We start from the raw sequence: 25,185 nt of genomic DNA, 5'->3' as shown, positions 1-25,185 counted from the left end.
CGCTCAATCACCGATCACCGGAAGCCCCGTCGCAGGGGCAATGCCGAACCCCTGGGCATAATCCACCCCCATCCGGTACAGTTTCTCCATCACCTCCGGGCTTTCCACATATTCTGCGATGGTGCTGATGCCCATACACTTGGCCAGGTGGTCGATGGTGCTGACCATGGCGCTATCGATTTCATCCTCGAGCATATTACGCACGAAACTTCCATCAATCTTGAGAAAATCCACCGGCAACTGGCGCAGGTAAGCCAGCGAGGAGACACCGCGGCCAAAATCGTCGAGAGCGAAACTGCAACCGGCGGCGCGCAGCTTATGAATAAAAACCAGCGCCCTTTCCAGATTGTTGATGGCGCTGGTCTCGGTAATCTCAAACTGTACCCGCGAGGCAGCAATCCCCGTCTCCACCAGTTCCTGAGAGACGAAGCCGGCAAACGTATCATCGCCGAGACTGATACCGGAAATGTTTATGGCGTAACTGGCCCGGGGGACCCCGATTTTCTGCTCCCGCGCCATATAATGAAACACGCGCCGGACCACCCAACGATCCACCTCTTCAATCAGTCCATAGCGTTCCGCGGCGGGCAGGAACAGGCCCGGTGAAATCACCCCGCCATCGCGACCGAGCATCCGCACCAGGATCTCGTAGTGATGCAGTTTGCGCCCACCTTTCAGGGAGATGACCGGCTGGCGATAGAGAATCAGGCGATCTTCCCGTAAGGCGGCATGAATTTCCGCAACCCAGGTGGTTTCCCGGCGCCGCTCCAGGACCTTGCGGGAGCCTCCAAACAGCTTGACCCGGTTTCGCCCCTGCTCCCGCGCCGAACAACAGGCATCGTTGGCGGAGGCCAGCAGCTGGCTGGCGTTGGAAGTAAAGCAATCCACCCCCACAACCCCGATCGAGACTGCCACGCGATTGCTGTTGCCCTCCCACTCAAAGCTGAAGGCCTGTACGGCATCCCGCAGGCGTGCCACCACCCGGCCGCCCTCCCCCAGTGTGCAGTCCCGCAGCAAAATAGCGAACTCATCACTGCCCACGCGGGCAAACAGGTCGGCACTGCACAGGTTGTGCTGTAATAAAGCCACCAACTGCACCAGCAACTGATCCCCGGCGACAAAGCCCAGGGTGTCATTGATCACCTTGAACTGATAGACGTCCAGATACAGCAGGACATGGTGCTGGCGCTTATCGACACACTGGGCCAGAAGCTTCTGCAGCGCACGTTCGAAATACTGGCGGTTGGGCAGACGGGTGAGGGCATCGTGGCTGGTCTGCCAGCTGAGGCGCGTGGAAACCCGCTTTGCGGCGGAGGTATCCCGCAGTACCAGTACGTAATTTTTCAAGGTGCCGGCATCCCACAACGCCATCACCTGCAGGGTCACTTCCAGAGGAGCGCGGGCGCCGTCGCAGCGCAGGATGTAAGCCTGGATTTCGCGCATGCTGGGAACTTCGCGCACGGGAGCATCCGGCAGTGGCGACGGCAAGGACGCACCCTGAATATCACATAGCTGCAACCCTTCGTTAAGGGGCTGGCCGGGCAACAGACCGACCAGGTTGCCGGTCATTTCACTGATCAGGGGGTTGGCATAGAGAACGATCCCGCTGGCGTCGGTCACAATGACCCCATCGGCAACCTGCCCAAGTGCCGCCTCCGCCGCCTGCAGGCTGATTCCCTCACTGGGAGCCAAGCCTTTCTCCAACTGAGCCAATGGTCCCAAATATTCCGCGGAGTTAGGATCAAACAGTGTCACGGCCACACACTCGCAAAAGGCAGGGCTCCAGCCTGCCGAACCCCTCGGCAGAGGTAACCATGGGACTCTCCACACGGTATTTTGAGTAACTTTACCGACATTACCACCCGAGATTGCCGATTTTATTCAATGATTCAGCCTCCCTGTTGACCCCTTCAGTGCCTAAAGGGCACGCTCACAAGTGAGTGTACAGGAAATCTTTCAGTTTCCTGTCTTCGAATACCCGTTGCAGGGTTGCACCCAGTATGCCGTTCACCCGTGTTTCCACCTCCTCCCGGCTGGGTTTGACCAAATTGCGATCCGTGCCGGAGGCACTGTAGGTCCCGAAATAGGTTGCGGCACCCACTTTGACTTCCAGGTGAATTTCCGCGGAAGTGTCTATGGTGGTTGTGTAGACAATATCGGGACTGTTATAGGTAAGCCTCACCAGCCTCGCTACCACCTGCACCTGTGCGGCGGTGTCGGTCACGCGGAAAGACCAGTTGGCAAATCCCCGCCGCAGCCCCGTCGCTATCGCCTCCCCCGCATCATTGGCGACACTGATTCGGGACGTCTCGGAGTAGACCCCACCGAGAGAGCCCAAACCACCACCGGGCAATTCATTGATCCCTTGCACGCTCAGGGTATGGCCAGACCCTATGCTATCCGCAGTGACCTGGAACTCAGGGTACACCTGAATCTGCAGCGGGCTATAGGCGCAACTGGCCAGGGCAAGGACTCCCGCAAGCAACCATATTTTATTCATTTTTTCTCCCTCTTTTACTGCGATAAAAAACATAAACCCGTTTCATTTATGGTGCTGATGCTGACCCTTATCTACCCCATCCATGCGTACCACCGGCACCCGAATATCCAAACTCGGGGCATCCGCAAAGAATAGACGCAGCAGCAGCGTTTCCCCTGCCCGGAGGCGGAATCCGTTGATCATCAGGTGCACTCCACCAGGCGTCATCTGTAGCTGCTCTCCAGCGCCGATGGCCACTTGCTGCAGTCGGCGCATACGGCTGACACCATCTTTGCGCTCGGTGGAGTGCAGTTCGGCACGGCCATCTTTTACTTCCGGCAGCGCCACGGCAGTCAGCAGCAGCGCTTGTGCTCCGGTATTGTGGAAGGACAGATAGGCCGCGCTCATCGGCGCTCCCGGCGGTGTCTCACGGGCATAACCTTCCACCGCGAGGACCGGGGTAGTGCCCAGGGTCTGTGTCGCAAACAGCAATACTGTGCCAAATACTATCCAGACTGATATCAAGGGTTTTCTCATTGGGCCTTCCCACCGGGTTGAATTAGAAGCAGCCGCGCGGGACTGCCGATTTTGATATCCCCCCGCACCCGGTAACCGGGTACAGCCTCGCGCAGTTGCTGGTAAATCCAGCGCCCCTCGGCATCATTGCGCGCGACAATAATAACGCGCAACTGCTCGCTGCGAATGCGCCGGGCCAGGCGGCGCAACTGCTCCGCGAGTTGCGCAGACCTGGAATTCAGTTCCGCTACCAAAAGGCCAATGCTCTCTCCCTCGGGTAGATCGAAGCGGGCGCGGTCTCGCTCACGGACCAGTTGCCGGCGCACTTCCGCCACCAGTGTATTGCCCGGTGCCAGCATCTCGGCGCGCTTGAGCAGCACTTCCACTGCGCCAAAGCTGCGCTGGCGCAGAGCTTCACGGGCCTGTTCGACATAGGTAACTACAAGGGTCTGGATACCGGCCTCGGCCCGACGATTACCTGGATCCAATTGCTGCACGCGCAGGTAGTAATCATAAGCACTGGCACCGGCCGGTTGAGTCAGATACCCCTTGAGCAGGGCCTGTTCGGCCCGCTTGAGAAAAAAAGTCACATTGCTCTGGCGAATTTCTTCCTGTGAGGGCCCTGTTTTCTTGGGCGGGGGGATGACCGGGGGCGGAATCGGTTTATTGGCGGAACAGGCCCCCAGTACACCGGTCACCAACAGACAGATCCCAAGGCTGTGAAGGCGTTCAAATGACGGCAAAACAATCTCCCACTGTTGTTTTTTTGTACCGCCGACACCGCTATACTGCACTGCCGGCGCGACTGAACCCCCACCCGGCGCAACAGTCAGAGCCGTACCTCCGACTATAATGAATTTTTTCATCAATGGCTGTGATGACCAAAACTTTCAGAAATAAGTTCCTCGCCCTGCTGGCAATCCTGTTGTTGGTGTCCGGCACCAGCGCCCAGGGGCAAAACCCCGGTACTCCTTTTGCCACCCTCAATGCCACTTTGGACAATCCCTTTCTGCCGGTCGACGAAGCCTACCGGCAGGACCTGCTGCTGAGCGGCAGCCAGCTCAGTGCTATTTTTGAAATAGCCCCCGAGTACTACCTCTACCGCGACAAGCTCGCCCTCTACCGCATTGATAACGGACAAAAGACCGAATTGCCCCTGAGCCTGCCGAGCGGCGAGGTGATCTGGGATGACTATTTCGGGAAGGAGACCGAGGTCTATCGCGGTCAACTGGAATTCCCCATCCGCCTGGCGGGCGCCGGCAAAATCGTGCAGTTGGAGCTGCACTACCAGGGCTGCGCCGATGCGGGGCTCTGCTATCCACCACAGTCCCGTCACTACAGCGTGGACACCGGCAGCAGCAGTATCCGGAAACTGGAGACACCCTCCACCAGTGCCGGCACCTCGAATAACAGCAGGCCCTCCCCCCAAGAGAATAACAATAGCCTCATCACTCTACTCCTGGCGCTGTTGTTTGCTTTCGCCGGCGGGCTGCTGTTGAACCTGATGCCCTGTGTTTTCCCGGTGCTCTCGATCAAACTACTGGCGGTGAGTCAGGCAGCGCAGAGTGCCAGCCAGCGCCACCACCACGGCTGGGCCTACAGCGCTGGCGTTATTCTGAGTTTTGTCGCCATTGCCGCGGTAATGCTGGTGCTGCGCGCCGGCGGCGAAGCGATCGGCTGGGGCTTCCAACTACAGTCCCCCTGGCTGGTGGCCGCCCTGGCTTACCTGTTCTTTGTGATGGGGCTCAGCCTTTCCGGAGTCACCGAACTCGGAAGCAGCCTGATGGGCATTGGCGGTCACCTGAACAACAGCCGGGGTTGGGGCGGTTCCCTCGCTTCCGGCGCCCTGGCCACTCTGGTGGCCAGCCCCTGCACGGCACCGCTGATGGGGTCTGCACTGGGATTCGCTGTGACGCAGCCGGCTGTGCCGGCACTCAGCATTTTTGCCGCCTTGGGCGCCGGTATGGCCGCGCCTTTCCTGTTGTTGACTTACCTACCCGCACTGGCGGAGAAGCTGCCGCGCCCCGGCCCCTGGATGGATCGCCTCAAGCAATTGCTGGCCTTCCCCATGTATCTGACCGCAGTCTGGCTGCTGTGGGTTTTGGGGCGGCAAACCGGGGGGGATGGTGTCGCGCTGGCACTCACCGGCGCTGTCGCAATCGCCTTTGCCCTATGGTTGTGGCCTCGCTACCAGTGGCGCTGGCTGCGGGGTTGTGTGGCGGCGGTGGCGCTGGCCTTTGCGGTATTATTATTGCCGCGTCTCAGCACCCTACCCCAGGCCCAACAAGAATCCAGCGACTACTGGCAACCCTATTCGGCCCAGCAACTGGATGTCGCACGCAGCGAAGGTCGCGCGGTACTGGCCAACATGACCGCAGCCTGGTGCCTCACCTGTCTGGTGAATGAGCAAGTGGTGCTGTCGAGCGGTGCCGTGAGCCGTGCCATCGAACAACTCGGGATTGTGGCCTTCAAGGGGGACTGGACCAACCAGGACCCCCACATCAGTGCGCTGCTGGCCAAGTACAAGCGCACCAGCGTCCCCTTGTACCTTCTCTACCCCGCCGGCGGCGGTGAAGCCAAGGTCCTGCCGCAGATACTTTCGCGCAGTGAATTGCTGGTGGAGCTTGAGGCCGCCGCCCAAGGCGGGGTGAGCACCTCTTCTACCCCGTAAAGGGAAGCCCTGCCTTTACAGCCATTCATCTGGCCAATAAAGCCTCAATCCCTATATCTTGCGCCAACTTTAGGTAAATATCGCCGAATTGTCGCTAACTTCTATAAACCGCCCGGAATGCATGGACAGAGGGTCATTTTTGCGGCACACTCGAACAACACGGTCCAACTTCGGCTTAACCCGCGAAATAACCACGACAAATTCCTTTTTTGTGACTTTTTCGGCAACTTCCCCAGAGCAAACTATGGCCAAAATTCTTCTTCTGCACGGCCCCAACCTCAACCTGCTCGGCAGCCGGGAACCGCACATTTACGGTGCCACCACACTTGCGGAAATCAACCAGGCCGCCGAGCGCCAGTGCAAAGCGGCCGGCCACAAGCTGGAGACCATGCAAAGCAACAGCGAGTCGGCCCTGCTGGATCGCATCCACCTGGCTGCGACTACCGATGTCGATTTTATCGTCATCAACCCAGCGGCCTTTACCCACACCAGCGTGGCCCTGCGGGACGCCCTGGCGGCAGTTGCCATACCCTTTGTTGAACTGCACCTGTCCAACCCCCACACCAGGGAGACCTTCAGGCACCGTTCCTATCTTTCCGACTTGGCCTGTGGCGTAGTATCTGGCTTCGGCCCGCACAGCTACACACTGGCCCTACAGGCGGCCATACACCAGCTGGGTATGGCGCCCCGACATCAACGAGTCAAACCTGCGAGTGATTGAACTATGGATATCCGCAAAATTAAAAAACTTATCGAACTGCTCGAGGAATCGGATATCGGCGAGCTGGAGATCAAGGAGGGCGAAGAGTCCGTGCGCATCAGCCGCGGAGGTAGCGCTGCACAGCCCGCCGCTCCGGTGTACAGCGCACCCGCGCCTGTTGCACCGGCGACGCCAGCGCCAAGCGCGGCCGTGAGTGAAATGGAATCCAAGCCGGAGACCAGTGGCCACGCGGTGAAGTCACCCATGGTAGGCACCTACTATGCGGCACCCAGCCCCGGTGCCGAGCCCTTTGTTAGGGTGGGTCAGAAAGTCAAGGTTGGTGATGTCATCTGCATTGTCGAGGCGATGAAGATGATGAACCAGATCGAAGCCGACAAGGCCGGCACTATCGGAGCCATTCTGCTGGAAGACGGCCAGCCAGTGGAATTTGATCAGCCGCTTGTGACCATTGTCTGAGCGGGGTAGTGACCATGTTTGACAAGATCCTGATCGCCAACCGGGGCGAAATCGCCTTGCGGATTTTACGCGCCTGTAAGGAAATGGGCATCGCCACAGTCGCAGTGCACTCCCTGGTGGACCGCAATCTGAAGCACGTGCGCCTGGCTGATGAGTCGGTGTGCATTGGCCCCAACCCATCACCGCAAAGCTACCTGAATGTACCGGCCATTATTTCCGCGATGGAAATCACCGATGCGGTGGCCGTGCACCCCGGCTACGGCTTTCTGGCTGAGAACGCCGATTTCGCGGAACAGGTGCAAAAGAGTGGCTTCACCTTTATCGGGCCCACCGCGGATGTGATCCGCCTGATGGGTGACAAGGTTTCGGCTATCGCCGCAATGAAAAAAGCCGGCGTTCCCACAGTCCCCGGCTCCGATGGCCCGCTGCCAGACAGCCGCGAGGGCTGTATGGAGATCGCGCGCAAGATCGGCTACCCGGTTATTATCAAGGCCGCCTCCGGCGGTGGCGGCCGCGGTATGCGCGTGGTCGAGCGTGAGGCGGATCTGGTCAACACCATCGCCATCACAAAATCCGAAGCGCAAGCCGCTTTCGGTGATGGCACCGTGTATATGGAGAAATTCCTCCAGAACCCGCGCCATGTGGAAATCCAGGTGATGTCCGATGGCCAGGGCAATGCTGTGCATCTGGGCGACCGCGACTGTTCCCTGCAGCGCCGCCACCAGAAAGTGCTTGAGGAAGCCCCTGCTCCGGGGATTCCCGATGCCGTGCGCCGGGATGTGCAGGAGGCCTGTGTACAGGCCTGTATCGAAATCGGCTACCGCGGTGCCGGCACCTTCGAGTTTCTCTACGAAGACCAAAACTTCTATTTTATCGAGATGAATACCCGCATCCAGGTGGAGCACCCCGTTACCGAAATGGTCACCGGTATCGACCTGATCAAGGAGCAGATCCGCGTCTGTACCGGCGAGAAACTCTCCCTAACGCAGGAAGACATTGTCATTCGCGGCCATGCCTTCGAGTGTCGTATTAACGCGGAAGACCCGCGCACCTTTTTCCCGTGCCCGGGCACGGTGAACAACTTCCATATGCCCGGCGGCTTCGGGGTGCGCGTGGACTCTCACCTGTACTCGGGCTACTCGGTACCCCCCAACTACGATTCGATGATCGCCAAAGTCATCACCCATGGGGAGGACCGCGACACCGCCCTGGCGCGTATGCGCGTTGCCCTGTCCGAACTCGTGGTGGACGGTATCAAAACCAATATTCCTCTGCAGGAGGAACTGGTGCGGGATGAGGCCTTTGCCAGGGGCGGGGTGAATATCCACTATCTGGAGAAAAAGCTGGGGCTGTAATGCCGTACCGACCGGCACACATTGTGTAGCCCGACGACGAATCCCGGCGCCATGGATGGCAGTAACCGCCGAAAACACCTATGCGCGAGCCCGCTCCAATCCGCAGTTACTCACCACGGAACCCCAATGCCCTGGCTACAACTTCGCGTCGATACTGATCGCGTGTATGCAGAAAAAATCGAAGAGGCTCTGCTTTTTGCCGGCGCCGTATCCGTCTCCCTGCAGGACAACGCAGATCAACCTATTCTCGAACCCGCTCTCGGCGAGGTGCCCCTGTGGGATCAGACACGGGTGACCGGCCTGTTCGATGCGGAAATCAACACTGCGGTCACAGAAGCCAAAGCCGCCGCCTTTCTCTGTGCACAGCTGCCCAATGCCCGCTGGGAGCCACTGGAGGACAGAGACTGGGAGCGCGAGTGGATGTCCCACTACAAGCCCATCCAGTGTGGCGAAAACCTGTGGATCTGTCCCAGTTGGTGTCAGCCCCCGCACCCGGAGACGACCAATCTGATGCTCGATCCCGGTCTTGCCTTCGGTACCGGCACCCACCCCACCACATTTCTGTGCCTGCAGTGGCTGGCCGGGGAACCTCTGCAAAGCCGCAACGTGATCGACTTCGGCTGCGGTTCCGGCATCCTGGGTATCGGCGCCCTGCTCCTTGGTGCCGAACACGCCATGGGGGCCGATATTGACCCGCAGGCGCTGATCGCCAGCCGCGACAACGCCGCGCGCAACGGTATTGATCCCGAGCGCTTTCCGGTCTACCTGCCGGCACAGATGCCACGGGAGCCCGCGGATATCATGTTCGCCAACATCCTTGCGGGCCCCTTGATGGATCTCTCATGCGAGCTGATTGGCCTGACCAGAGTCGGCGGGCGCATCTGTCTGTCGGGTATCCTCGCCTCCCAGGCGAAGCAGGTGAAGGCGGCCTACAGACAACATGTTGCATTCGATAAAGAGCGGGAACAGGGGGGCTGGGTGCGCCTGAGCGGCACCCGTATTACCCAAATGCGCTAACCGCCACTACGCGGGGGCCGGGGAGGCTGGTAGACTTGAACGCAAAATACACTGCGCCACAATCGAATGTCCCAACTGGTTACCCGCTGCCCCCATTGCAACACCGCATTTCATGTCAACGGACAGCAACTGCGCGCCGCGCGCGGCGCAGTGCGTTGTGGCTCCTGCCTGCAGGTTTTCCGTGCAGATGAAAACATCGTCTTCAATGATAAAGACGCCAATATCTCCAACAGCCTGGAGACATTGCTCGAAGACGACGACCTCCTGATCCACGATGATATGGAACTGGATGCCGTTAAACCGACAACAGAGAAACGGTGGAAGTCCCCGACCAAACCCCCATCGACCCGACAACCAATGCCGAAGAGAGAGGCTGCGGCGGAACCGACTCCGGTGGATACGCACAGTGAAGGGGATTCAGCCTCCTCCATCGGAGATGCATTTGGTGATAGTGATTGGCAGGTACCGCGCCCTGAAAGGGTTCCGGAGGAAAGGCTCGAAGAAAACCTCGACGATGTGCTCAAGCCCGACGGAGATCCTGTCTGTGACTCAGACACTGCCCCCACCAGGCTGGCAAACGCCCCACAGATCGGCGCTGGGGAAAGATCACAAAGCGATGCTTGCAATACACCCTCTAGAGCTGCACTGTCAGCACAAGGGGCTTCCGAGCCTCTGGGGGCTGGAGAGCGCAGGGAGCCCTTTTTTACTTCCGTGGATAAAGTCGGTACGGAACCGGAAGGCGAGCCGCTGATTTCCTCCATTCAGCCAGCGCCTGTGGAAATAGTCTGGGGCTCACCACAGCAAAAAGTCGCACGCCCCTGGTTTTGGGGGCTATTGCTGCCCCTGTTGGCTCTTACACTGCTCGCGCAGGTGGCTTATTTCCAGTTCGACAATCTTAACAAAAAACAGCCCTGGCGCAGCTTCTACACCGCGACCTGCCCTTTGTTCGGCTGTTCCCTGCCCCAGCTCAGGGACCCCGGTGCCATACAGGCTTCCAACCTGATGGTACGCAGCCACCCCCAGCGCAAGGGAGCCCTGGTGGTGGATGCAGTCCTACTCAATACGGCACCCTATCCCCAGCCTTTTCCCCGCCTGTTATTGCAGTTCACGGACCTGAAGGACAAAGCGGTAGCCAGCCGCCGGTTTACGCCTAAGGAATATCTCCAGGGCGAACTGGCGGGCCACAAACTGATGCCGCCGGCAAGCCCGATTCATCTCGCCATCGAGATAGTGGATCCCGGTGCGGAAGCGGTAAACTACGAGCTGGCTATCACACATTGAAGCTTGGCTTTATCCCAATATCTCCCATTAAATTGGCGCCTAAAACAACTAAAATTGACCACTCCGCAGGCTAAATGCACAGGAATCGATCAAATTGTCCGCTTTTTCGCTTTTCCAATACACCACCAGCCGCTATCATAGGCCGCTGTTTTGCCTGGGTCTTGAGCGGCCCCTCCCAGAGCCAACGGAGCTGCCGTGCCCACTGCCATAGGCCCTTATATTATCGACAGTCCGGTAATTCTGGCACCCATGGCCGGCGTGACCGACCGCCCTTTTCGCCAATTGTGCCGCCAACTCGGTGCAGGACTGGCGGTTTCGGAAATGGTGACGTCGGACACCCGCCTGTGGGGCAGCCGCAAGTCCCGGTTGCGCCTGGATCACTGCGGTGAAACGGCCCCCGTATCGGTGCAGATCGCCGGTGGCGACCCCGGCATGATGGCCGAAGCCACCCGGGAGAATGTGCGTCGCGGTGCGAAAATCATCGATATCAATATGGGCTGCCCGGCAAAAAAAGTGTGCAAAAGGGCTGCAGGCTCAGCCCTGCTGAGAGATGAAAAGCTGGTTGCGGACATTCTCCGGGCTGTCGTGCAATCGGCTTCGGTTCCAGTGACACTGAAAATTCGCACCGGCTGGTGCCCGGATTTTCGCAACGGCATCACTATCGCCAAAATGGCCGAGGATGCCGGGATCGCTGCACTCGCGGTGCATGGTCGTACGCGCGCCTGCGGGTACCACGGGGAAGCTGAATTCGATACCATTGCCGACATTGTATCCAGGGTAAAAATCCCGGTTTTTGCCAATGGCGATATCACCAGTGCCGACAGAGCCCGCGAGGTGCTCAATTACACTGGCGCAGCGGCGGTTATGATCGGTCGCGCCGCACAGGGACGACCTTGGATTTTTCGGGAGATAGCCCATTTCCTCGCCACCGGTGAGCGGCTACCCGAACCGACATTGGATGAAGTCAGAGAAATACTGCTCACCCACTTAGGTGAGCTGCACCGGTTTTACGGTGAGCTGATGGGGGTCCGTATCGCCCGCAAGCACGTGGGCTGGTACTTGAAGACACTTGCGAACAGCGAGTCCTTCCGCAAGACCTTTTTCCAGATAGAGAGCGCAGAAGTACAAAATGCCAGCGTTCACGAGTGGTTTGAACGCCGAATAACGAGAGGGGCACAAGCGGCATGAACAATGACGTATTGATTCCGGATACTGGCAGCGAAGAGGTATCCTCCAAGGGGCAAACTCAATTAGCACAGCCTCAACAGCAATCCCTGCGCGATGCTGTTGAGCAGGCGATGGAAAACTACTTCCGCCATCTGGACGGCCAGATGGTGACCGAAGTCTACGACATGGTGCTGTCAGAGATAGAGGCACCTATGCTTGAGGTCGTGATGAAATATACCCGCCATAACCAGACCCGCGCCGCTCAGCTGCTGGGTCTCAACCGCGGCACACTGCGCAAGAAACTGAAGCGCTACGGACTGCTGTAAGCCGTCGACAGAGTGAATAGCACGAAGGGGGGTGAGGTCTCTCACCCCCCTTCCCTATTTCCCCACCGTGATTTCCCCACCGCACTGAAAACCTGGCAGAAACCCGGTGGCGAATCCTTTGAAGAATCAGTTGGACCAAGTGCAATGACAGACAAGGTAGCGATCCGCCGCGCACTGATCAGCGTCTCCGACAAAAGCGGCATCATAGAGTTTGCCCGGCAACTCTGCGCAATGGGCGTTGAAATCCTCTCTACCGGTGGCACCCATCGCCAACTGGAAGAAACCGGCATTCCGGTCATGGAAGTCTCCAGCTACACCGGTTTTCCCGAGATGATGGATGGGCGCGTGAAAACCCTGCACCCTCTGGTACACGGCGGCATCCTCGGCCGCCGCGGCACCGATGACGCCGTAATGGACGAGCACGGCATTGTCCCGATCGATATGGTAGTCGTAAATCTCTATCCGTTCACACAGACTGTGGCCAAACCGGACGCCTCGCTGGAAGATGCAATCGAAAATATCGACATCGGCGGCCCCACCATGGTGCGCGCCGCTGCCAAGAACTACAAGGACGTCGCTATTGTAGTGAATGCCGGCGATTACGCAGGCATTGTCGATGAGATGAAAGCCAGCGATGGCGCGCTCAGCCACGCCAGCCGCTTTGGCCTGGCGGTGAAAGCCTTCGAGCACACCGCCGCTTACGACGGTGCTATTGCCAACTACCTGGGTACTCTCAAGGGCAGCGAAAAGCAACGGTTCCCACACACCTACAACAGCCAGTTCATCAAGAAACTGGATCTGCGCTACGGTGAGAATCCTCACCAGAAGTCCGCTTTCTACACTGAGACCAACCCTGCCGAGGCGTGTGTTGCCACCGCCACCCAGTTGCAGGGTAAAGCGCTGTCGTACAACAATATTGCCGACACCGACGCGGCGCTGGAGTGTGTGAAAGCTTTCGACGAGCCCGCCTGTGTGATCGTCAAGCACGCCAACCCCTGCGGTGTGGCCGTTGCCAAAACGCTCCACAAGGCGTACGACCTGGCCTTTGCCACCGACAGCGAGTCCGCATTCGGCGGCATTATCGCCTTTAACCGCACGCTGGACGGCGCCACAGCCCGAGCTATTGTTGAACGCCAGTTTGTCGAAGTGATCATTGCGCCATCTGTCTCCGCAGAGGCCAGGCGGGCTGTTGCAGAGAAGAAGAATCTGCGCCTACTGGTGTGCGGCCAGTGGAGTGCCAAACCCGTGCCAGAGCTGGACTACAAGCGCGTCAACGGTGGCCTGCTGATACAGGAGCGTGACGACGCTATCGTTACCGCTGCAAATCTGAAAGTGGTCTCCAGGCGCCAGCCCAGAGAAAAGGAAATTCGCGACCTGTTATTTACCTGGAAGGTGGCCAAGTTCGTCAAATCCAATGCGATCGTTTACGCCAAGGGCGGTCGCACCATCGGCGTGGGCGCAGGCCAGATGAGCCGTGTCAATTCCGCGCGCATTGCCGCGATCAAGGCTGAGCAGGCAGGCCTCTCAGTGCAGGGCTCCGTGATGGCCTCAGACGCCTTCTTCCCCTTCCGCGACGGCATCGACAATGCCGCTGCCGTAGGCATCCAAGCGGTCATCCAACCGGGCGGCTCCCTGCGCGACGAAGAGGTGATCGCGGCAGCGGACGAGCACGATATGGCCATGGTCTTTACCGGCTTACGCCACTTCCGCCATTAGACAGGCGTGGGGCCGGGCCTGTGACAGCCCCAGTCTGGCGCAAGCATAGCGGCGGCAAAGCTTTCCCCGCACCGATTCCGCGTTAAACTAGCGCATCAAATATCGGCTCAACAGGCCAATCGGATCTATTTAGGGGGGATTTAACAGTGAATGTATTGGTTGTCGGTGCCGGTGGCCGCGAGCACGCGCTGGCGTGGAAGGCATCGCAAAATCCGGCTGTGGGAACCGTATTTGTGGCACCGGGGAATGCCGGCACCGCACGTGAAACCGGGCTGCAAAACGTTGCCATCGGTGTGGACAACTTCTCCGCCCTGGCAGATTTTGCCGAGGAGAATGCGGTGGCACTCACCATTGTCGGCCCCGAGGCACCTCTGGTTGACGGTATTGTAGACTTTTTCAATGGCCGCGGCCTCGCCATTTTCGGCCCCCGCAAGGGTGCCGCCCAACTGGAGGGCTCCAAAGCCTTTACCAAGGATTTTCTCCAGCGTCACAAGATTCCCACCGCCGCTTACCGCAATTTCACCGAGATTCACCCGGCCATTGAATATATCCGTGAACGCGGTGCTCCAATCGTCGTGAAAGCGGACGGCCTCGCCGCAGGTAAAGGCGTGATCGTGGCGGCAACCGAGCAGCAGGCCGAACTGGCAGTGCGGGATATGCTGTCCGGTAACGCCTTTGGCGATGCCGGCTGTCGGGTGGTGATTGAGGAATTTCTGCAGGGCGAAGAGGCCAGCTTTATCGTGATGGTCGATGGCAAGAACATACTGCCCATGGCCACCAGCCAGGATCACAAGCGGGTTGGCGATGGCGACACTGGCCCCAATACCGGTGGCATGGGCGCCTATTCCCCCGCTCCGGTGGTCACCGACAGTATTTACCAGCGCATTATGAAAGAAGTGATTGAGCCTACCGTGCAGGGACTGGCTGCAGAGGGCATGCCCTACACCGGCTTTCTTTACGCGGGGCTGATGATCGACCCGGAAGGGACACCGCGAGTCATCGAGTACAATTGTCGCTTTGGCGATCCGGAAACCCAGCCCATCATGATGCGCCTCAAGTCCGATCTGGTGGACCTGTGCCTGGCCGCCCTGGATAGCAAGCTGGACAAAGCAGAGGCCGAATGGGACCCGCGTCCCGCCCTCGGTGTGGTGCTCGCCGCACACGGCTACCCCGGCAGCTACCGCAGGGGCGACGCCATTGGCGGCCTGGAGAGCGCTGACAGCGACCGTGCAAAAATCTTTCACGCCGGTACCGCCGAAGATGGCGACCGAGTGGTAACCAGCGGCGGTCGGGTCCTGTGCGCCACAGCCCTGGGCGACAGTGTTGCCGATGCCCAGGCCAATGCCTATGCGGCGGCTCGCGGGATATACTGGGATGGTGTCTTCTATCGCAGGGATATTGGCTATCGCGCGATCGAAAGAGAAGAGGTCACTGCCGGTGAGCAACCATGAAAACTACACGGGACGATTGCACCCAGGGGTCAACGCAGCAGCGAGTGCTGCCTGCGGGTGAACGCCATCTGAGCGGGCTCGACCGCTTGCTTATTCAGGCGGACCGGGCCCTGCGCACCCTGAGCCCCGGCGCACCCTGCCATGGGCGGCCTTCTCCCGCCAGGGCCGAGGCGGAGGCCGAACTCAGCAGCGCTGAGCGCAGGCATGCCGCCGGCTTGATGCGAGTCAATCACAGCGGCGAAGTCTGCGCCCAGGCGCTCTACCAGGGCCAGGCACTCACAGCGAAATTGCCGAAAGTGCGCGGTGAAATGGCGCGCGCCGCCGATGAGGAGATCGATCACCTGGCCTGGTGCGAACAGCGCCTGCAGGCGTTGGACAGCCGACCCAGCAGGCTCAATCCCCTATGGTACGGCCTATCCTTCGGCCTTGGCGCCACCGCCGGCAAAATCGGCGATCACATCAGCCTGGGCTTTGTGGCCGCTACCGAGGAGCAGGTATGCCAACACCTGCAGAACCACCTGGAAAAACTGCCGAGCCAGGACAAGAAAAGCCGCGCGGTGGTGAAGCAGATGCTGATCGACGAGGAGGAGCACGCCCATGCCGCACTGGCTGCCGGTGGGCGCCGTTTTCCCGAACCTGTTAAAGGCCTCATGTCGCTGGTGGCAAAAGTGATGACCTCTGCCAGCTATAGAATCTGACGGCAATGCGCCAGGCGGCGATTGTGGCTTGGCGGGTAACGCAAATGGCTTAAGGGTATATCGCTGCGCGGCCATAAAATGGTTTCGAACACCCGGTTTTAACGCCACCCGGTGAGTCGGGCAGTGGATCAATCACGCCTCCTCGACTCGGTAGCGGTGCACTATTTCCACCCCTGCATTGCGCAGCATAATAGAGGCAGAACAATACTTTTCCGCAGAGAGCTTCACCGCGCGCGCCACATGACTTTCTTTCAGTCCGCGGCCTCGCACTACAAATTCCATTTCTATCCGTTCAAACGGCGAGGGGCTTGTATCCGGACGTATCCCATCCAATGCACAATGACAGGAAATAATATCCTGACGTGCTTTTTGCAAAATAGAAACGACATCATAGGCAGCACAACCACCGACGCCGAGCAAGATCATTTCCATGGGGCGAACACCGTTATTGGTGCGCCCGCCTTCCATCACCACCGCATTACCACTGCCGGCTTCACCCACAAACATCAAATCACTGACCCAGGTTACCTTGCCCTGCATCCGCATCCCCCCACAAAATTTCAAGTCACAAAGCTTAGCATATTGTGCAAGTTTATCTCGGTGTCGGCCTATTTCCGGTATAGTGTCTGCACGCCTCCGCGCGAAATGCCCCAGAGCACTATTTCAGCAGACGCCAGTAACACCTGGGCCATACTGAAGTCCAATCCCACAAGCGCCAGAGTGTCACAGGTCACAATGTGGAACTTTGCCACAGCCAGCCTCTGTTGGGGACGCTTTTTTCGCGCGATAATTCAACAGTGCTCAGTTGCTCAAGCCTGGAAAGAGCACGAGACAAAAATGAGGAATACATCGTGACGGTTGCTATCGAAGAATCCACAACCACCGGCAATATTGAAGACTTTCTGGCCCACTGCCACCGGCGCCGCTACCCGGCCAAGAGCACGATTATCTATGCCGGCGACCGCTGTGAATCCCTTTATTTTATTATGCGCGGCTCGGTGACCGTTCTGATTGAAGACGACGAGGGCCGCGAGATGATCGTCGCCTACCTGAATGATGGGGATTTTTTCGGTGAAATGGGGCTCTTTGATCAGGATACCCGCAGTGCCTGGGTACGCACTAAGACCGAGTGCGAAGTGGCGGAAATCTCCTATACCAAATTCCAGGAGTTGACCCGCCAGCACCCCGAGTTCCTGTTTGCCCTGGCCACACAAATGGCGGGCCGCCTGCGCAACACTACACGCAAGGTCGGCGACCTGGCATTTTTGGATGTCACCGGCCGCGTGGCGCGCACCCTGCTGGACCTGTGCAATGAGCCGGACGCAATGACACATCCCGAGGGGATGCAGATTAAAATTACCCGCCAGGAAATCGGCCGTATCGTCGGCTGTTCCCGGGAAATGGTGGGGCGGGTGCTGAAAACCCTGGAAGAGCAGGGCCTGGTTTCCGTAAAAGGCAAAACCATGGTGGTCTACGGCACCCGCTGAGTCAACCCGACCGCACAGAACACGAAAGGGCGATTCTATAATCGCCTTTTTCATTCTGCCGCAAAGAAAAATTACAGCTTAGTTAAACATTTCCATCAATTTACGCCCAGGCTCCCGCTCGCGCATAAACGCCTCTCCCACCAGGAATGTATCAACACTGTGCCCACGCATGGCCGCGACATCATCGGTGGTATGAATGCCGCTTTCGGTCACTACAATGCGGTCGGAGGGCACCAGGTCGAGCAATTTAAACGTGTTTTCCAGATGTACCTCGAAGGTGTGCAGGTCGCGGTTGTTGATACCGATCAAACGATTCGGCATAACCAGCGCGCGCTCCAACTCCTGACGGTTGTGCACTTCCACCAGCACATCCAGGTCAAGCTCCCGTGCCAAGCCGTTGAGATCCTGCATTTGCTGATCTTCCAGACAGGCGGCAATCAGCAATATGCAATCGGCCCCGATAGCCCGCGCCTCGTAAACCTGATAGGGGTCCACGGTAAAGTCCTTGCGCAATACCGGCAGACGTACCGCGTTGCGCGCCTGTTGCAAATAGCTGTCGGCGCCCTGGAAGAAATCAACATCGGTCAGTACCGACAGGCAGGCGGCACCGCCCTTTTCATAGCTGGTGGCAATTTCCGCAGGCAAAAAATCCTTGCGAATCACCCCCTTGCTGGGAGAGGCCTTTTTGATTTCCGCAATCACCGCCGCTTCGCCTTCGGCAATCTTGCGCTCCAGTGCAGCCACGAAGTCCCGCACCGGGGCCTGGTTCTGTGCACGCAAACGCATCTCTTCCAGTGCGCACCGGCACTTACGCTCTAGCACTTCCTGCCATTTGCGCGCAATAATGCTATTTAAAATAGTCGGTGTGCTCACGATCGCACTTCCTCCGGACGAGAGGCACTACTAAAAGCAGCCAGGTCATTGACTTTCTCGGCGGCAAGGCCACTGTGGATAGCATCTTGTGCCATGGCGACACCCTGCCGGGCGGTAGCCGCTACACCACTCACATAAATGGCCAAACCGGCATTCAGGGCAATAATATCCGCAGCTTTTTGTCCCTTTGCGGTCGAGCGCTTGCCGAGAGCATCGCGAATTAACGCCAGGGACTCCTCGGAGTCGGATACACTGAGACCACTCAGGTCGCGGCGCTTCAGGCCAAAGTCCTCCGGACGCACCAGAAATTCTGTAATGGCCCCGTATTTCAACTCCACGGCAAACGTGTCCGCGGCGAGACTGGCTTCATCCAGACCATCATCGCTGTGCAGCACCAGTACATGTTCCGAACCGAGGTGCTGTAGCACCTCTGCCAGCAACCGACAATAACGTTTGTCATAAACACCGATCACCTGGCGTTTGACGCCAGCGGGATTGGTCATGGGACCGAGCAGATTGAAGATGGTGCGCAATCCCAGTGCCTTGCGTGCCGGTCCCACATGGCGTACCGCACTGTGAAAACTGGGGGCAAACATAAAGCCAATACCGATGGTTTCCACACAGCGGGCCATTTGTTCCGGACTCAACTCAAGAAAAACGCCCGCGCGCTCGAGCAGGTCGGCAGAACCACTGCTGGAGGAAACGGAGCGATTGCCGTGCTTGGCCACCCTGGCCCCCGCCGCCGCCGCGACAAAGCTGCTGGCAGTGGAAACATTGAAAAGGTTGGCGCCGTCGCCACCGGTGCCGACAATATCCACAGTATTATCCAGACTCAACTCTACCTTGGTAGCCAGCGCACGCATGGTTTCCACGGCACCCACGATTTCACCGACGGTTTCGCCGCGGATACGCATTGCGATCAGCAGCGCGCCAATCTGCGCCTCCTCCGCCTCTCCACGCATAATCTGGCCCATGGTCTCGCGCATTTCCACACGGGTGAGATGTTCGCCATCCACCAGCTTGGCGATAGCCTGTTGAATATTCATGGTTCTCCCCTTGGCCCTGCTCTGTGGTTTATTGTGCGGGACAGGCAGCACCCTGTCCCGCAGTCATTTGTCCCAGAAAATCAGGACTCGAGAAAATTTCGCACCATGTCGTGGCCGTGCACGGTGAGGATGGACTCTGGATGAAACTGCACCCCCTCAATCGCCAGTTCACGGTGGCGCAACCCCATGATTTCATCTATCTCACCGTCTTCGGTTTCGGTCCAGGCGGTGATTTCCAGGCATTCCGGCAAACTGTTTTTTTCCACCACCAGGGAGTGGTAGCGCGTCGCCTCGAAGGGATTGGAAAGACCGTGAAATACCCCTAGGTTATTGTGCACTATAGGGGAGGTTTTACCATGCATGACCCGGCGTGCACGCACCACCCTGCCGCCAAAGACCTGACCGATACTCTGGTGGCCAAGGCAAATCCCCAGTATTGGGATCCTGCCGGCAAAGCGGCGAATCACATCGAGAGAAATACCCGCCTCATTGGGTGTGCAGGGCCCCGGCGAGATCACAATTTTCTCCGGTGACATTGCCTCAATCTCCTCAAGCGCAAACTCGTCGTTGCGTTTGACCTCAACTTGCGCGCCCAGCTCCTGCAGATACTGCACCACATTCCAGGTAAAGGAGTCGTAGTTGTCTATCATCAAAATCATTGCACGGCCCCCATAACCTTTGGTGAATAAGTGGTTGCTTCCATGCGCTTTTGCAAACGTACCAAAGACAGCTGGGTGGCGCGCAGTTCCCGCAGTATCTCTGTCTGGCTCGGCGGCAGGCACATCTCATCCATACGACGCAATTTGGCCTCTTCCAGGTTATTGAGCACAACCCCAATAAACAGATTGATCATTACGAAGGCCCCCATCACTACGAAGCTGACAAAATAGACCCAGGCCCAGGGCATTGCCTCCATGGCGATATACATAATGTCGGTCCAGTCCTCGAAGGTAACAATGCGAAACAGGCTCAGCAGGGCGATTGGCAGGCTGCGCCAGTGTACGGGGTCAACCTCGTGGAAGAGAAAATAACCGGCCACGCCGTAGATATAAAAAATAATTCCCATCAACAGCGCAATATGCAGCATGCTCGGCAGGCTGCGCAGCAGGGTATCCACGAGAACGCGCAACTCCGGAAAAGCGGACACCAGGCGCAAAACCCGCAGTACACGCACCAGTCGAGCCAGGGTTGCCAGCGGCCCCGCGGCGGGAATCAGGCTCAAGGCGATAATGGTGAAATCAAAACAATTCCAGCCACTGGAAAAATAGCGCCAGGGGCGCGATCCATAGGCGGCAATCTTGACCGTCGCCTCCAGAATAAACACACCCAGCACCAGCTGATTGATGCCTCCGAGCAGTGCGCCAAAATGCTCCACCATCCAACGGGAAGTCTCCAGTCCAACCACAACCCCATTGAGCAAAATCATGCCGATAATCATCTGATTAAACAGCGGCGCTGCAACAATACGCTGGCAGCGTGCAACAAAGGTGAATTTTTGGGAAATACTAGCTTCGCTCATTTTGCTCGGTCTTTACTGCATCACAACGACTGGCCAGGGCCATGCCCGCTGCGCGGAACAGCGCACGGGCCTTGTTCATGGTTTCATCCCATTCGGACTGGGGATCAGAGTCCGCCACCAGACCGGCGCCGGCCTGGATAAACAGCCGGCCATTTTTGATCACGGCAGTGCGGATAGCGATGGCGGTGTCCATATTGCCATTCCAGGCCAGATAACCCACAGCGCCACCATAGATGCCGCGTTTTTCTGGCTCCAGTTCATCAATGATTTCCATGGCGCGAATCTTTGGCGCTCCCGACAGGGTGCCAGCAGGCAGCGCAGCGCGCAAGGCATCCATACCGCTCAGGCCATCCCTGATATGGCCGGTCACATTAGAGGTAATATGCATGACATGGGAGTAGCGCTCCACCACCATCTGCTCAGTCACCCGCACACTGCCGGTTTCCGCCACACGCCCCACGTCGTTGCGCCCCAGATCGATCAGCATCAGGTGCTCCGCCCGCTCCTTTGGGTCGGCCAGCAATTCTCTCTCCAGGGCCTGATCCTCTTCCTCCGAAGCACCGCGACGGCGGGTGCCCGCCAGGGGGCGCACCGTCATTTCCCCCTCCTCCAGACGCACCAGGATCTCCGGACTGGACCCCACTACCTGGTGGTCCCCCAGATCGAGAAAATACATATAAGGCGAGGGGTTCAGACTGCGCAGGGCGCGGTAGAAGTTCAACGGCGGCGCATCGAAGGGTACGGATAACCGCTGCGACGGCACCACCTGCATCACATCGCCGGCCAGGACATATTCCTTAACCCGCGCCACCGCGCGCTTGAAGTTAGCTTCACCAAAATGGGAATAGAAGGCACCTTCTTCGATACCCATGCCCTCCAGGTCCAGAGACACCAGATCCGGCAGCGGCTGTGCGAGTTTGCTGACCAGCCGATCCAGGCGCTGCTGCACCCGCTCGAAAGCAGCCGGTTGCTCCGGGTCGGCATGTACAATAAAGATCACCGCACCGGCCAGGTTGTCGAACACCACCAGCTCATCACTGACCATCAGCAAAATATCGGGATTGCCCAGGGTATCCGGTGGCGCGCTTAAGGCCAGGCGCGATTCGATATAGCGCACACAGTCGTAGCCAAAATAGCCCACCAGGCCACCGTGGAAGCGCGGCAGGTCGGGCAATTCCGGCACCCGGTAACGTTTCTGGAAGCGCTCCACAAACGCCAGTGGGTCCGCAGAGGTCTCACTCTCCACCACTTCGCCATCCCGTTCCACGGTCACCACATTGCCGCGTACCCGCAACAGGGTCCGCGCCGGCAGACCGATAATGGAATAGCGGCCCCACTTTTCCCCTCCCTGCACAGACTCGAACAGGTAGCTGTAGGGCCCCGCAGCAAGCTTCAGGTAGGTGGATAAAGGCGTTTCAATATCGGCCAGTACACGTCGCACCAGCGGTATCCGGTTATAGCCCGCAGACACGAGCCGGGCGTATTCGCTTGGGGTCATAGAGACTCCAGTCTGTCTTTGTATTTTTTGGCTTGGCGCCCGAGTATAGGCAGCACCTAAGGGGAAGGCGGCCGAATTGGCAGTGATTACCGATTGCGCCTCAACGGGTCAGTGGCGCCATCGCCAGCGGATAGTCAGGGGGGCAGCACGATTCACGGAGATTCCCTCTTTACAAGGCGCACAAGTTTACAAACCCCCCGTGCGGCAGGCAAGAACCCAACCGCGGGGCATTGCTCAACCCAGGCTCCTGCGCAGAGCGCCGATGGCCTCAGCGTAGTCCGGGGCGTTAAAGATGGCGGACCCCGCCACAAAGGTGTCGGCACCAGCGGCGGCAATGTCCGCAATGTTGTCCCGGTTTACCCCACCATCAATTTCCAGGCGAATATCAAAGCCGGATTCATCGATCATCCTGCGCGCTTCACTGAGTTTGGTCAGCGTAGCGGGTATAAACTTCTGGCCACCAAAGCCAGGGTTTACCGACATAAGCAGGATCATATCCAACTTGTCCATAACATATTTGGCCGCATCCAGGCTGCTGGCCGGATTGAGTGCCAGGCCAGCTTTGCAGCCGAGACTGCGGATCAACTGCAGGGAGCGGTCCGGATGACGGGAGGCCTCCGGGTGGAAGGTGATATAGTTGGCGCCGGCATCGGCAAACATACGAATCATGTCATCTACCGGCTCCACCATCAGATGCACATCAACCGGAGCTTCGACGCCGTGTTTGCGCAGGGCCTGACACACCATGGGACCAATGGTGAGATTGGGCACATAGCGGTTATCCATCACATCGAAGTGGACCCAATCGGCTCCGGCTGACAACACGGTTTCCACCTCTTCCCCCAGCCGCGCAAAGTCGGCGGAGAGGATGGATGGGGCAATCTTGTATTTTGACATTTCAACACCCTTAGTCACTCAATATTCTGCGGCCAACCGGCGGTGCAGTCGCTCCAGGCGCTCCGGGGTACCCACGTCACACCAGTCTCCGGTGTACAACTCTGCCTGCAGCCTGTCTTCATTAAAGGTAAATACCTCCCCCAGACCAAAGCAATCACGCAATTTCGCATAGCCGGTGAGCATCTCCGGTCGCAGCCAGCTGATACCGGCAAAAGTGTAGCGGGGCCTGGAGCAGCCCGACAACAACCCCTGCTCAATACCGAAGTCACCCTCCGGGTTGTGCGGGGGGTTTGGTACCATCAGCAACCGTCCCGGACAATGCTTCGGCAAAGGCCGGGCCGCCCACCGGGACAAATCGAAGTCACACCAGACATCGCCATTGACCACCAGAAAGGGGGCACCCCCCAAAAGCGGCATGGCCTTGAGGATGCCACCGGCAGTCCCCAGTGGTTGCTCTTCATGCTCGAGCGAATACAGAATATCCAGCCCCCAGCGCTCCCCCCTGCCCAGGGAGTCCCGGATTTTTTGACCGAGATAGCCCAGGTTGATCACCACGCGCCTGACGCCAATACCCTGCAGACGCTCCAGGGCATGCTCTATAAGCGGTTTTCCGGCAACAGGCAGCAGGGGTTTTGGCGTTTGATCCGTGAGCGGGCGCATGCGGCGCCCGAAGCCCGCGGCCAGCACCATGGCAGTGGTCGGGGGCGTCTTAGTGCGGTGAGTCATCTTATTAATCTATACAAATTTCTTGGGACCTGTTTTTTGTAACCTGCCTGCATTAACCTCCGGCCATGCGGTAATCGCTGTACCAGGGTTGCTGTTCGATCAGCGGCAGCAGCTCACTGCGAAACCATTCGCCAAAGGGTCTCAACTCAGGATAGCGTTCGGATATTTCCAACACATAGCGAATCACCAGCGGCAGATTGTCTAAATATCCCTGTTTTCCATCCCGTAGCAACAGGCGCGGAAACAGGCCGAGTACCTTGATATGGCGCTGCAAGCCCATCCAGTCGAACCAACGTAAGAACCTCTCCCGGGCCACAGGTTCCAAAATCCCCGTCGATTCGGCAGTAGCGGCATAGGCCAGGGCCCAGCGCACTACCCGCTCGCGCGGCCAGCGTATGTAACAATCGCGCAAGAGGGAGGCAAGATCGTAAGTGACCGGCCCCCAGACAGCATCCTGGAAATCCATGATACCGGGGCGTTGCCCCCCCCGGACCATCAGGTTACGACTGTGGTAGTCTCTGTGCACCAGGGTCTGTGGCTGCTCGGCAGCACTTTCGAGTAAAAGCCGGAAAGTCCGCTCCAGCAACTGCGCATCCTGTGCACCGAGGGGATAGCCAAGCATTTTTCCCGCCAGCCATTCCGGCATAATGCGCATCTCTGCCAGCAGCAGTTCCCTGCTGTAGGTTGGCAACAGCACTTCTTCGCGGGGTATCTGCTGCAAACACAGCAGTTCGCTCAGGACCTCTGCATAAAGGCCCTCAACACTGTCCTTATTGAGCGCGCAGAATAATTGGATATCCCCGAGATCTTCCAACAGGAGGAAGCCGTTTGTGGTATCCGCCGCAATCACCATCGGGGTATGAAGGCCATTGCGCCGCAGGTAATCCGCCAGAGCCACAAAGCGGGCGGGATTGGTGCGCTGGGGTGGGGAGTCCACAGCCACCAAGCGGGGTTCTGTGCCGGTGCGGAAGTAGCGCCGAAAGCCCGCATCTCCAGCGAGATCGAAGAGCGCGGCAGCCCTGTCCATTTCCAGGGCTCGACCCACCCATCGAGCCAGCTGCTCGCGCCGCAGGTCATCACTCACAACACACCCTCACCCATCTCACCGGCCAACCGCTTGTTCATTCCGCGGCAGTTTCCCATTTATTAGGCTGCATTGTAACCCTGCAGCCCTTGGCGTCCAGCGATGGCAATACCTCCCCACCCTGTGGCTATTAACCACATCTACATTCAAGTAGAATCAGGCGAAGATTTTTTGCGCGCCCCGGCTGGATAGCTGTCGCAC

The 25,185-nt window shown here is 58.4% G+C and carries 25 protein-coding genes; 12 read left to right on the top strand and 13 right to left on the bottom strand.

Annotated features, from left to right (window positions below; genetic code table 11):
- Positions 1 to 3: 3 nt before the first annotated feature.
- The 4 genes from Q1A48_RS10965 to Q1A48_RS10950 form a co-directional block, all read right to left on the bottom strand.
- Entirely contained in the window at positions 4 to 1,692 is a 1,689-nt protein-coding gene (locus Q1A48_RS10965; RefSeq protein WP_299944661.1) for an EAL domain-containing protein, read from the bottom strand.
- A gap of 238 nt (positions 1,693 to 1,930) precedes the next feature.
- Complete coding sequence (locus Q1A48_RS10960) at positions 1,931 to 2,500, bottom strand: YajG family lipoprotein (protein WP_299944659.1); 570 nt, start codon at positions 2,498 to 2,500, stop codon at positions 1,931 to 1,933.
- 42 nt (positions 2,501 to 2,542) lie between these two features.
- Positions 2,543 to 3,016, bottom strand: a complete 474-nt coding sequence (locus Q1A48_RS10955) for a copper chaperone PCu(A)C (protein WP_299944657.1) — start codon at positions 3,014 to 3,016, stop codon at positions 2,543 to 2,545.
- Positions 3,013 to 3,738, bottom strand: a complete 726-nt coding sequence (locus tag Q1A48_RS10950; RefSeq protein ID WP_299944655.1) for an N-acetylglucosaminyltransferase — start codon at positions 3,736 to 3,738, stop codon at positions 3,013 to 3,015. Before Q1A48_RS10950 ends, Q1A48_RS10955 begins: the two co-directional genes overlap by 4 nt.
- A 134-nt stretch (positions 3,739 to 3,872) precedes the next feature.
- On the opposite strand from Q1A48_RS10950, the gene Q1A48_RS10945 reads away from it, so the two are divergent.
- The 11 genes from Q1A48_RS10945 to coq7 all read left to right on the top strand — a co-directional run bounded on the left by Q1A48_RS10945 (position 3,873) and on the right by coq7 (position 15,854).
- Positions 3,873 to 5,666: a protein-disulfide reductase DsbD gene (locus tag Q1A48_RS10945; protein ID WP_299944653.1), complete on the top strand. Its 1,794-nt coding sequence runs from the start codon at positions 3,873 to 3,875 to the stop codon at positions 5,664 to 5,666.
- A 244-nt stretch (positions 5,667 to 5,910) separates the two neighbouring features.
- Entirely contained in the window at positions 5,911 to 6,387 is a 477-nt protein-coding gene (aroQ, locus tag Q1A48_RS10940; protein ID WP_299944651.1) for a type II 3-dehydroquinate dehydratase, read from the top strand.
- A gap of 3 nt (positions 6,388 to 6,390) precedes the next feature.
- Entirely contained in the window at positions 6,391 to 6,843 is a 453-nt protein-coding gene (gene accB, locus Q1A48_RS10935; RefSeq protein ID WP_299944650.1) for an acetyl-CoA carboxylase biotin carboxyl carrier protein, read from the top strand.
- A gap of 14 nt (positions 6,844 to 6,857) precedes the next feature.
- Positions 6,858 to 8,198 carry an acetyl-CoA carboxylase biotin carboxylase subunit gene (accC, locus tag Q1A48_RS10930; RefSeq protein ID WP_299944649.1) on the top strand — a complete coding sequence of 447 codons (1,341 nt, stop codon included), beginning with the start codon at positions 6,858 to 6,860 and terminating at the stop codon, positions 8,196 to 8,198.
- Between the two features lie 126 nt (positions 8,199 to 8,324).
- Positions 8,325 to 9,215: a 50S ribosomal protein L11 methyltransferase gene (prmA, locus tag Q1A48_RS10925; protein ID WP_299944647.1), complete on the top strand. Its 891-nt coding sequence runs from the start codon at positions 8,325 to 8,327 to the stop codon at positions 9,213 to 9,215.
- Positions 9,216 to 9,281: 66 nt separating this feature from the next.
- Positions 9,282 to 10,496, top strand: coding sequence for a DUF3426 domain-containing protein (locus Q1A48_RS10920; protein ID WP_299944645.1), 1,215 nt, complete (start codon positions 9,282 to 9,284; stop codon positions 10,494 to 10,496).
- 249 nt (positions 10,497 to 10,745) lie between these two features.
- Positions 10,746 to 11,684: a tRNA dihydrouridine synthase DusB gene (dusB, locus tag Q1A48_RS10915; protein WP_299944693.1), complete on the top strand. Its 939-nt coding sequence runs from the start codon at positions 10,746 to 10,748 to the stop codon at positions 11,682 to 11,684.
- Positions 11,681 to 11,989 (top strand): DNA-binding transcriptional regulator Fis, encoded by a 309-nt coding sequence (gene fis / locus Q1A48_RS10910; RefSeq protein WP_299944643.1) that lies wholly within the window; start codon positions 11,681 to 11,683, stop codon positions 11,987 to 11,989. Before dusB ends, fis begins: the two co-directional genes overlap by 4 nt.
- Before the next feature lie 144 nt (positions 11,990 to 12,133).
- Positions 12,134 to 13,705: a bifunctional phosphoribosylaminoimidazolecarboxamide formyltransferase/IMP cyclohydrolase gene (gene purH / locus Q1A48_RS10905; RefSeq protein WP_299944641.1), complete on the top strand. Its 1,572-nt coding sequence runs from the start codon at positions 12,134 to 12,136 to the stop codon at positions 13,703 to 13,705.
- Positions 13,706 to 13,851: 146 nt separating this feature from the next.
- Complete coding sequence (gene purD, locus Q1A48_RS10900) at positions 13,852 to 15,156, top strand: phosphoribosylamine--glycine ligase (protein WP_299944639.1); 1,305 nt, start codon at positions 13,852 to 13,854, stop codon at positions 15,154 to 15,156.
- On the top strand, positions 15,153 to 15,854 hold the full coding sequence (coq7, locus tag Q1A48_RS10895; protein ID WP_299944637.1) for a 2-polyprenyl-3-methyl-6-methoxy-1,4-benzoquinone monooxygenase: 702 nt from the start codon (positions 15,153 to 15,155) through the stop codon (positions 15,852 to 15,854). Before purD ends, coq7 begins: the two co-directional genes overlap by 4 nt.
- Before the next feature lie 132 nt (positions 15,855 to 15,986).
- On the opposite strand, the gene Q1A48_RS10890 is transcribed toward coq7, so the two are convergent.
- Positions 15,987 to 16,394 carry an OsmC family protein gene (locus Q1A48_RS10890; protein WP_299944635.1) on the bottom strand — a complete coding sequence of 136 codons (408 nt, stop codon included), beginning with the start codon at positions 16,392 to 16,394 and terminating at the stop codon, positions 15,987 to 15,989.
- A gap of 311 nt (positions 16,395 to 16,705) precedes the next feature.
- Here Q1A48_RS10890 and crp point away from each other — a divergent pair, with 311 nt between their 5' ends.
- Positions 16,706 to 17,341, top strand: coding sequence for a cAMP-activated global transcriptional regulator CRP (crp, locus tag Q1A48_RS10885; RefSeq protein ID WP_299944633.1), 636 nt, complete (start codon positions 16,706 to 16,708; stop codon positions 17,339 to 17,341).
- A 78-nt stretch (positions 17,342 to 17,419) separates the two neighbouring features.
- Here the strand turns inward: crp and trpC are convergent, their stop codons facing one another.
- The 8 genes from trpC to Q1A48_RS10845 form a co-directional block, all read right to left on the bottom strand.
- A complete protein-coding gene (gene trpC, locus Q1A48_RS10880) occupies positions 17,420 to 18,217 on the bottom strand; it encodes an indole-3-glycerol phosphate synthase TrpC (RefSeq protein WP_299944691.1) in 798 nt (265 codons plus the stop codon).
- Positions 18,211 to 19,260 (bottom strand): anthranilate phosphoribosyltransferase, encoded by a 1,050-nt coding sequence (gene trpD / locus Q1A48_RS10875; RefSeq protein ID WP_299944631.1) that lies wholly within the window; start codon positions 19,258 to 19,260, stop codon positions 18,211 to 18,213. Before trpD ends, trpC begins: the two co-directional genes overlap by 7 nt.
- A gap of 80 nt (positions 19,261 to 19,340) precedes the next feature.
- Positions 19,341 to 19,919 carry an aminodeoxychorismate/anthranilate synthase component II gene (locus Q1A48_RS10870; RefSeq protein ID WP_299944629.1) on the bottom strand — a complete coding sequence of 193 codons (579 nt, stop codon included), beginning with the start codon at positions 19,917 to 19,919 and terminating at the stop codon, positions 19,341 to 19,343.
- Entirely contained in the window at positions 19,916 to 20,779 is an 864-nt protein-coding gene (locus Q1A48_RS10865) for an ion transporter (protein WP_299944627.1), read from the bottom strand. The genes Q1A48_RS10870 and Q1A48_RS10865 overlap by 4 nt, the downstream gene beginning before the upstream one ends.
- Positions 20,766 to 22,277 carry an anthranilate synthase component I gene (trpE, locus tag Q1A48_RS10860; protein ID WP_299944625.1) on the bottom strand — a complete coding sequence of 504 codons (1,512 nt, stop codon included), beginning with the start codon at positions 22,275 to 22,277 and terminating at the stop codon, positions 20,766 to 20,768. Before trpE ends, Q1A48_RS10865 begins: the two co-directional genes overlap by 14 nt.
- Positions 22,278 to 22,511: 234 nt before the next feature.
- Positions 22,512 to 23,174, bottom strand: coding sequence for a ribulose-phosphate 3-epimerase (rpe, locus tag Q1A48_RS10855; RefSeq protein WP_299944623.1), 663 nt, complete (start codon positions 23,172 to 23,174; stop codon positions 22,512 to 22,514).
- Positions 23,175 to 23,192: 18 nt separating this feature from the next.
- Positions 23,193 to 23,900, bottom strand: coding sequence for a nucleotidyltransferase family protein (locus Q1A48_RS10850; RefSeq protein ID WP_299944621.1), 708 nt, complete (start codon positions 23,898 to 23,900; stop codon positions 23,193 to 23,195).
- Positions 23,901 to 23,952: 52 nt separating this feature from the next.
- Positions 23,953 to 24,984, bottom strand: a complete 1,032-nt coding sequence (locus Q1A48_RS10845) for a phosphotransferase (protein ID WP_299944619.1) — start codon at positions 24,982 to 24,984, stop codon at positions 23,953 to 23,955.
- Positions 24,985 to 25,185 lie beyond the last annotated feature (201 nt).

Source organism: uncultured Microbulbifer sp. (assembly GCF_947489355.1).
In the GTDB taxonomy this organism is placed as follows: Bacteria; Pseudomonadota; Gammaproteobacteria; order Pseudomonadales; family Cellvibrionaceae; genus Microbulbifer.
Note: the sequence above shows the minus strand (reverse complement) of the source record. Positions and strands in the feature narration are given on the sequence as shown.

Coding starts and splice junctions, on each gene's coding strand:
- Q1A48_RS10960 (WP_299944659.1), bottom strand. CDS start 2,500: ATGAATAAAATATGGTTGCTTGCGGGAGTCCTTGCCCTGGCCAGTTGC.
- Q1A48_RS10955 (WP_299944657.1), bottom strand. CDS start 3,016: ATGAGAAAACCCTTGATATCAGTCTGGATAGTATTTGGCACAGTATTG.
- Q1A48_RS10945 (WP_299944653.1), top strand. CDS start 3,873: ATGACCAAAACTTTCAGAAATAAGTTCCTCGCCCTGCTGGCAATCCTG.
- aroQ (WP_299944651.1), top strand. CDS start 5,911: ATGGCCAAAATTCTTCTTCTGCACGGCCCCAACCTCAACCTGCTCGGC.
- accB (WP_299944650.1), top strand. CDS start 6,391: ATGGATATCCGCAAAATTAAAAAACTTATCGAACTGCTCGAGGAATCG.
- accC (WP_299944649.1), top strand. CDS start 6,858: ATGTTTGACAAGATCCTGATCGCCAACCGGGGCGAAATCGCCTTGCGG.
- prmA (WP_299944647.1), top strand. CDS start 8,325: ATGCCCTGGCTACAACTTCGCGTCGATACTGATCGCGTGTATGCAGAA.
- Q1A48_RS10920 (WP_299944645.1), top strand. CDS start 9,282: ATGTCCCAACTGGTTACCCGCTGCCCCCATTGCAACACCGCATTTCAT.
- dusB (WP_299944693.1), top strand. CDS start 10,746: ATGGCCGGCGTGACCGACCGCCCTTTTCGCCAATTGTGCCGCCAACTC.
- fis (WP_299944643.1), top strand. CDS start 11,681: ATGAACAATGACGTATTGATTCCGGATACTGGCAGCGAAGAGGTATCC.
- purH (WP_299944641.1), top strand. CDS start 12,134: ATGACAGACAAGGTAGCGATCCGCCGCGCACTGATCAGCGTCTCCGAC.
- coq7 (WP_299944637.1), top strand. CDS start 15,153: ATGAAAACTACACGGGACGATTGCACCCAGGGGTCAACGCAGCAGCGA.
- Q1A48_RS10890 (WP_299944635.1), bottom strand. CDS start 16,394: ATGCAGGGCAAGGTAACCTGGGTCAGTGATTTGATGTTTGTGGGTGAA.
- trpD (WP_299944631.1), bottom strand. CDS start 19,260: ATGAATATTCAACAGGCTATCGCCAAGCTGGTGGATGGCGAACATCTC.
- Q1A48_RS10870 (WP_299944629.1), bottom strand. CDS start 19,919: ATGATTTTGATGATAGACAACTACGACTCCTTTACCTGGAATGTGGTG.
- Q1A48_RS10865 (WP_299944627.1), bottom strand. CDS start 20,779: ATGAGCGAAGCTAGTATTTCCCAAAAATTCACCTTTGTTGCACGCTGC.
- trpE (WP_299944625.1), bottom strand. CDS start 22,277: ATGACCCCAAGCGAATACGCCCGGCTCGTGTCTGCGGGCTATAACCGG.
- rpe (WP_299944623.1), bottom strand. CDS start 23,174: ATGTCAAAATACAAGATTGCCCCATCCATCCTCTCCGCCGACTTTGCG.
- Q1A48_RS10850 (WP_299944621.1), bottom strand. CDS start 23,900: ATGACTCACCGCACTAAGACGCCCCCGACCACTGCCATGGTGCTGGCC.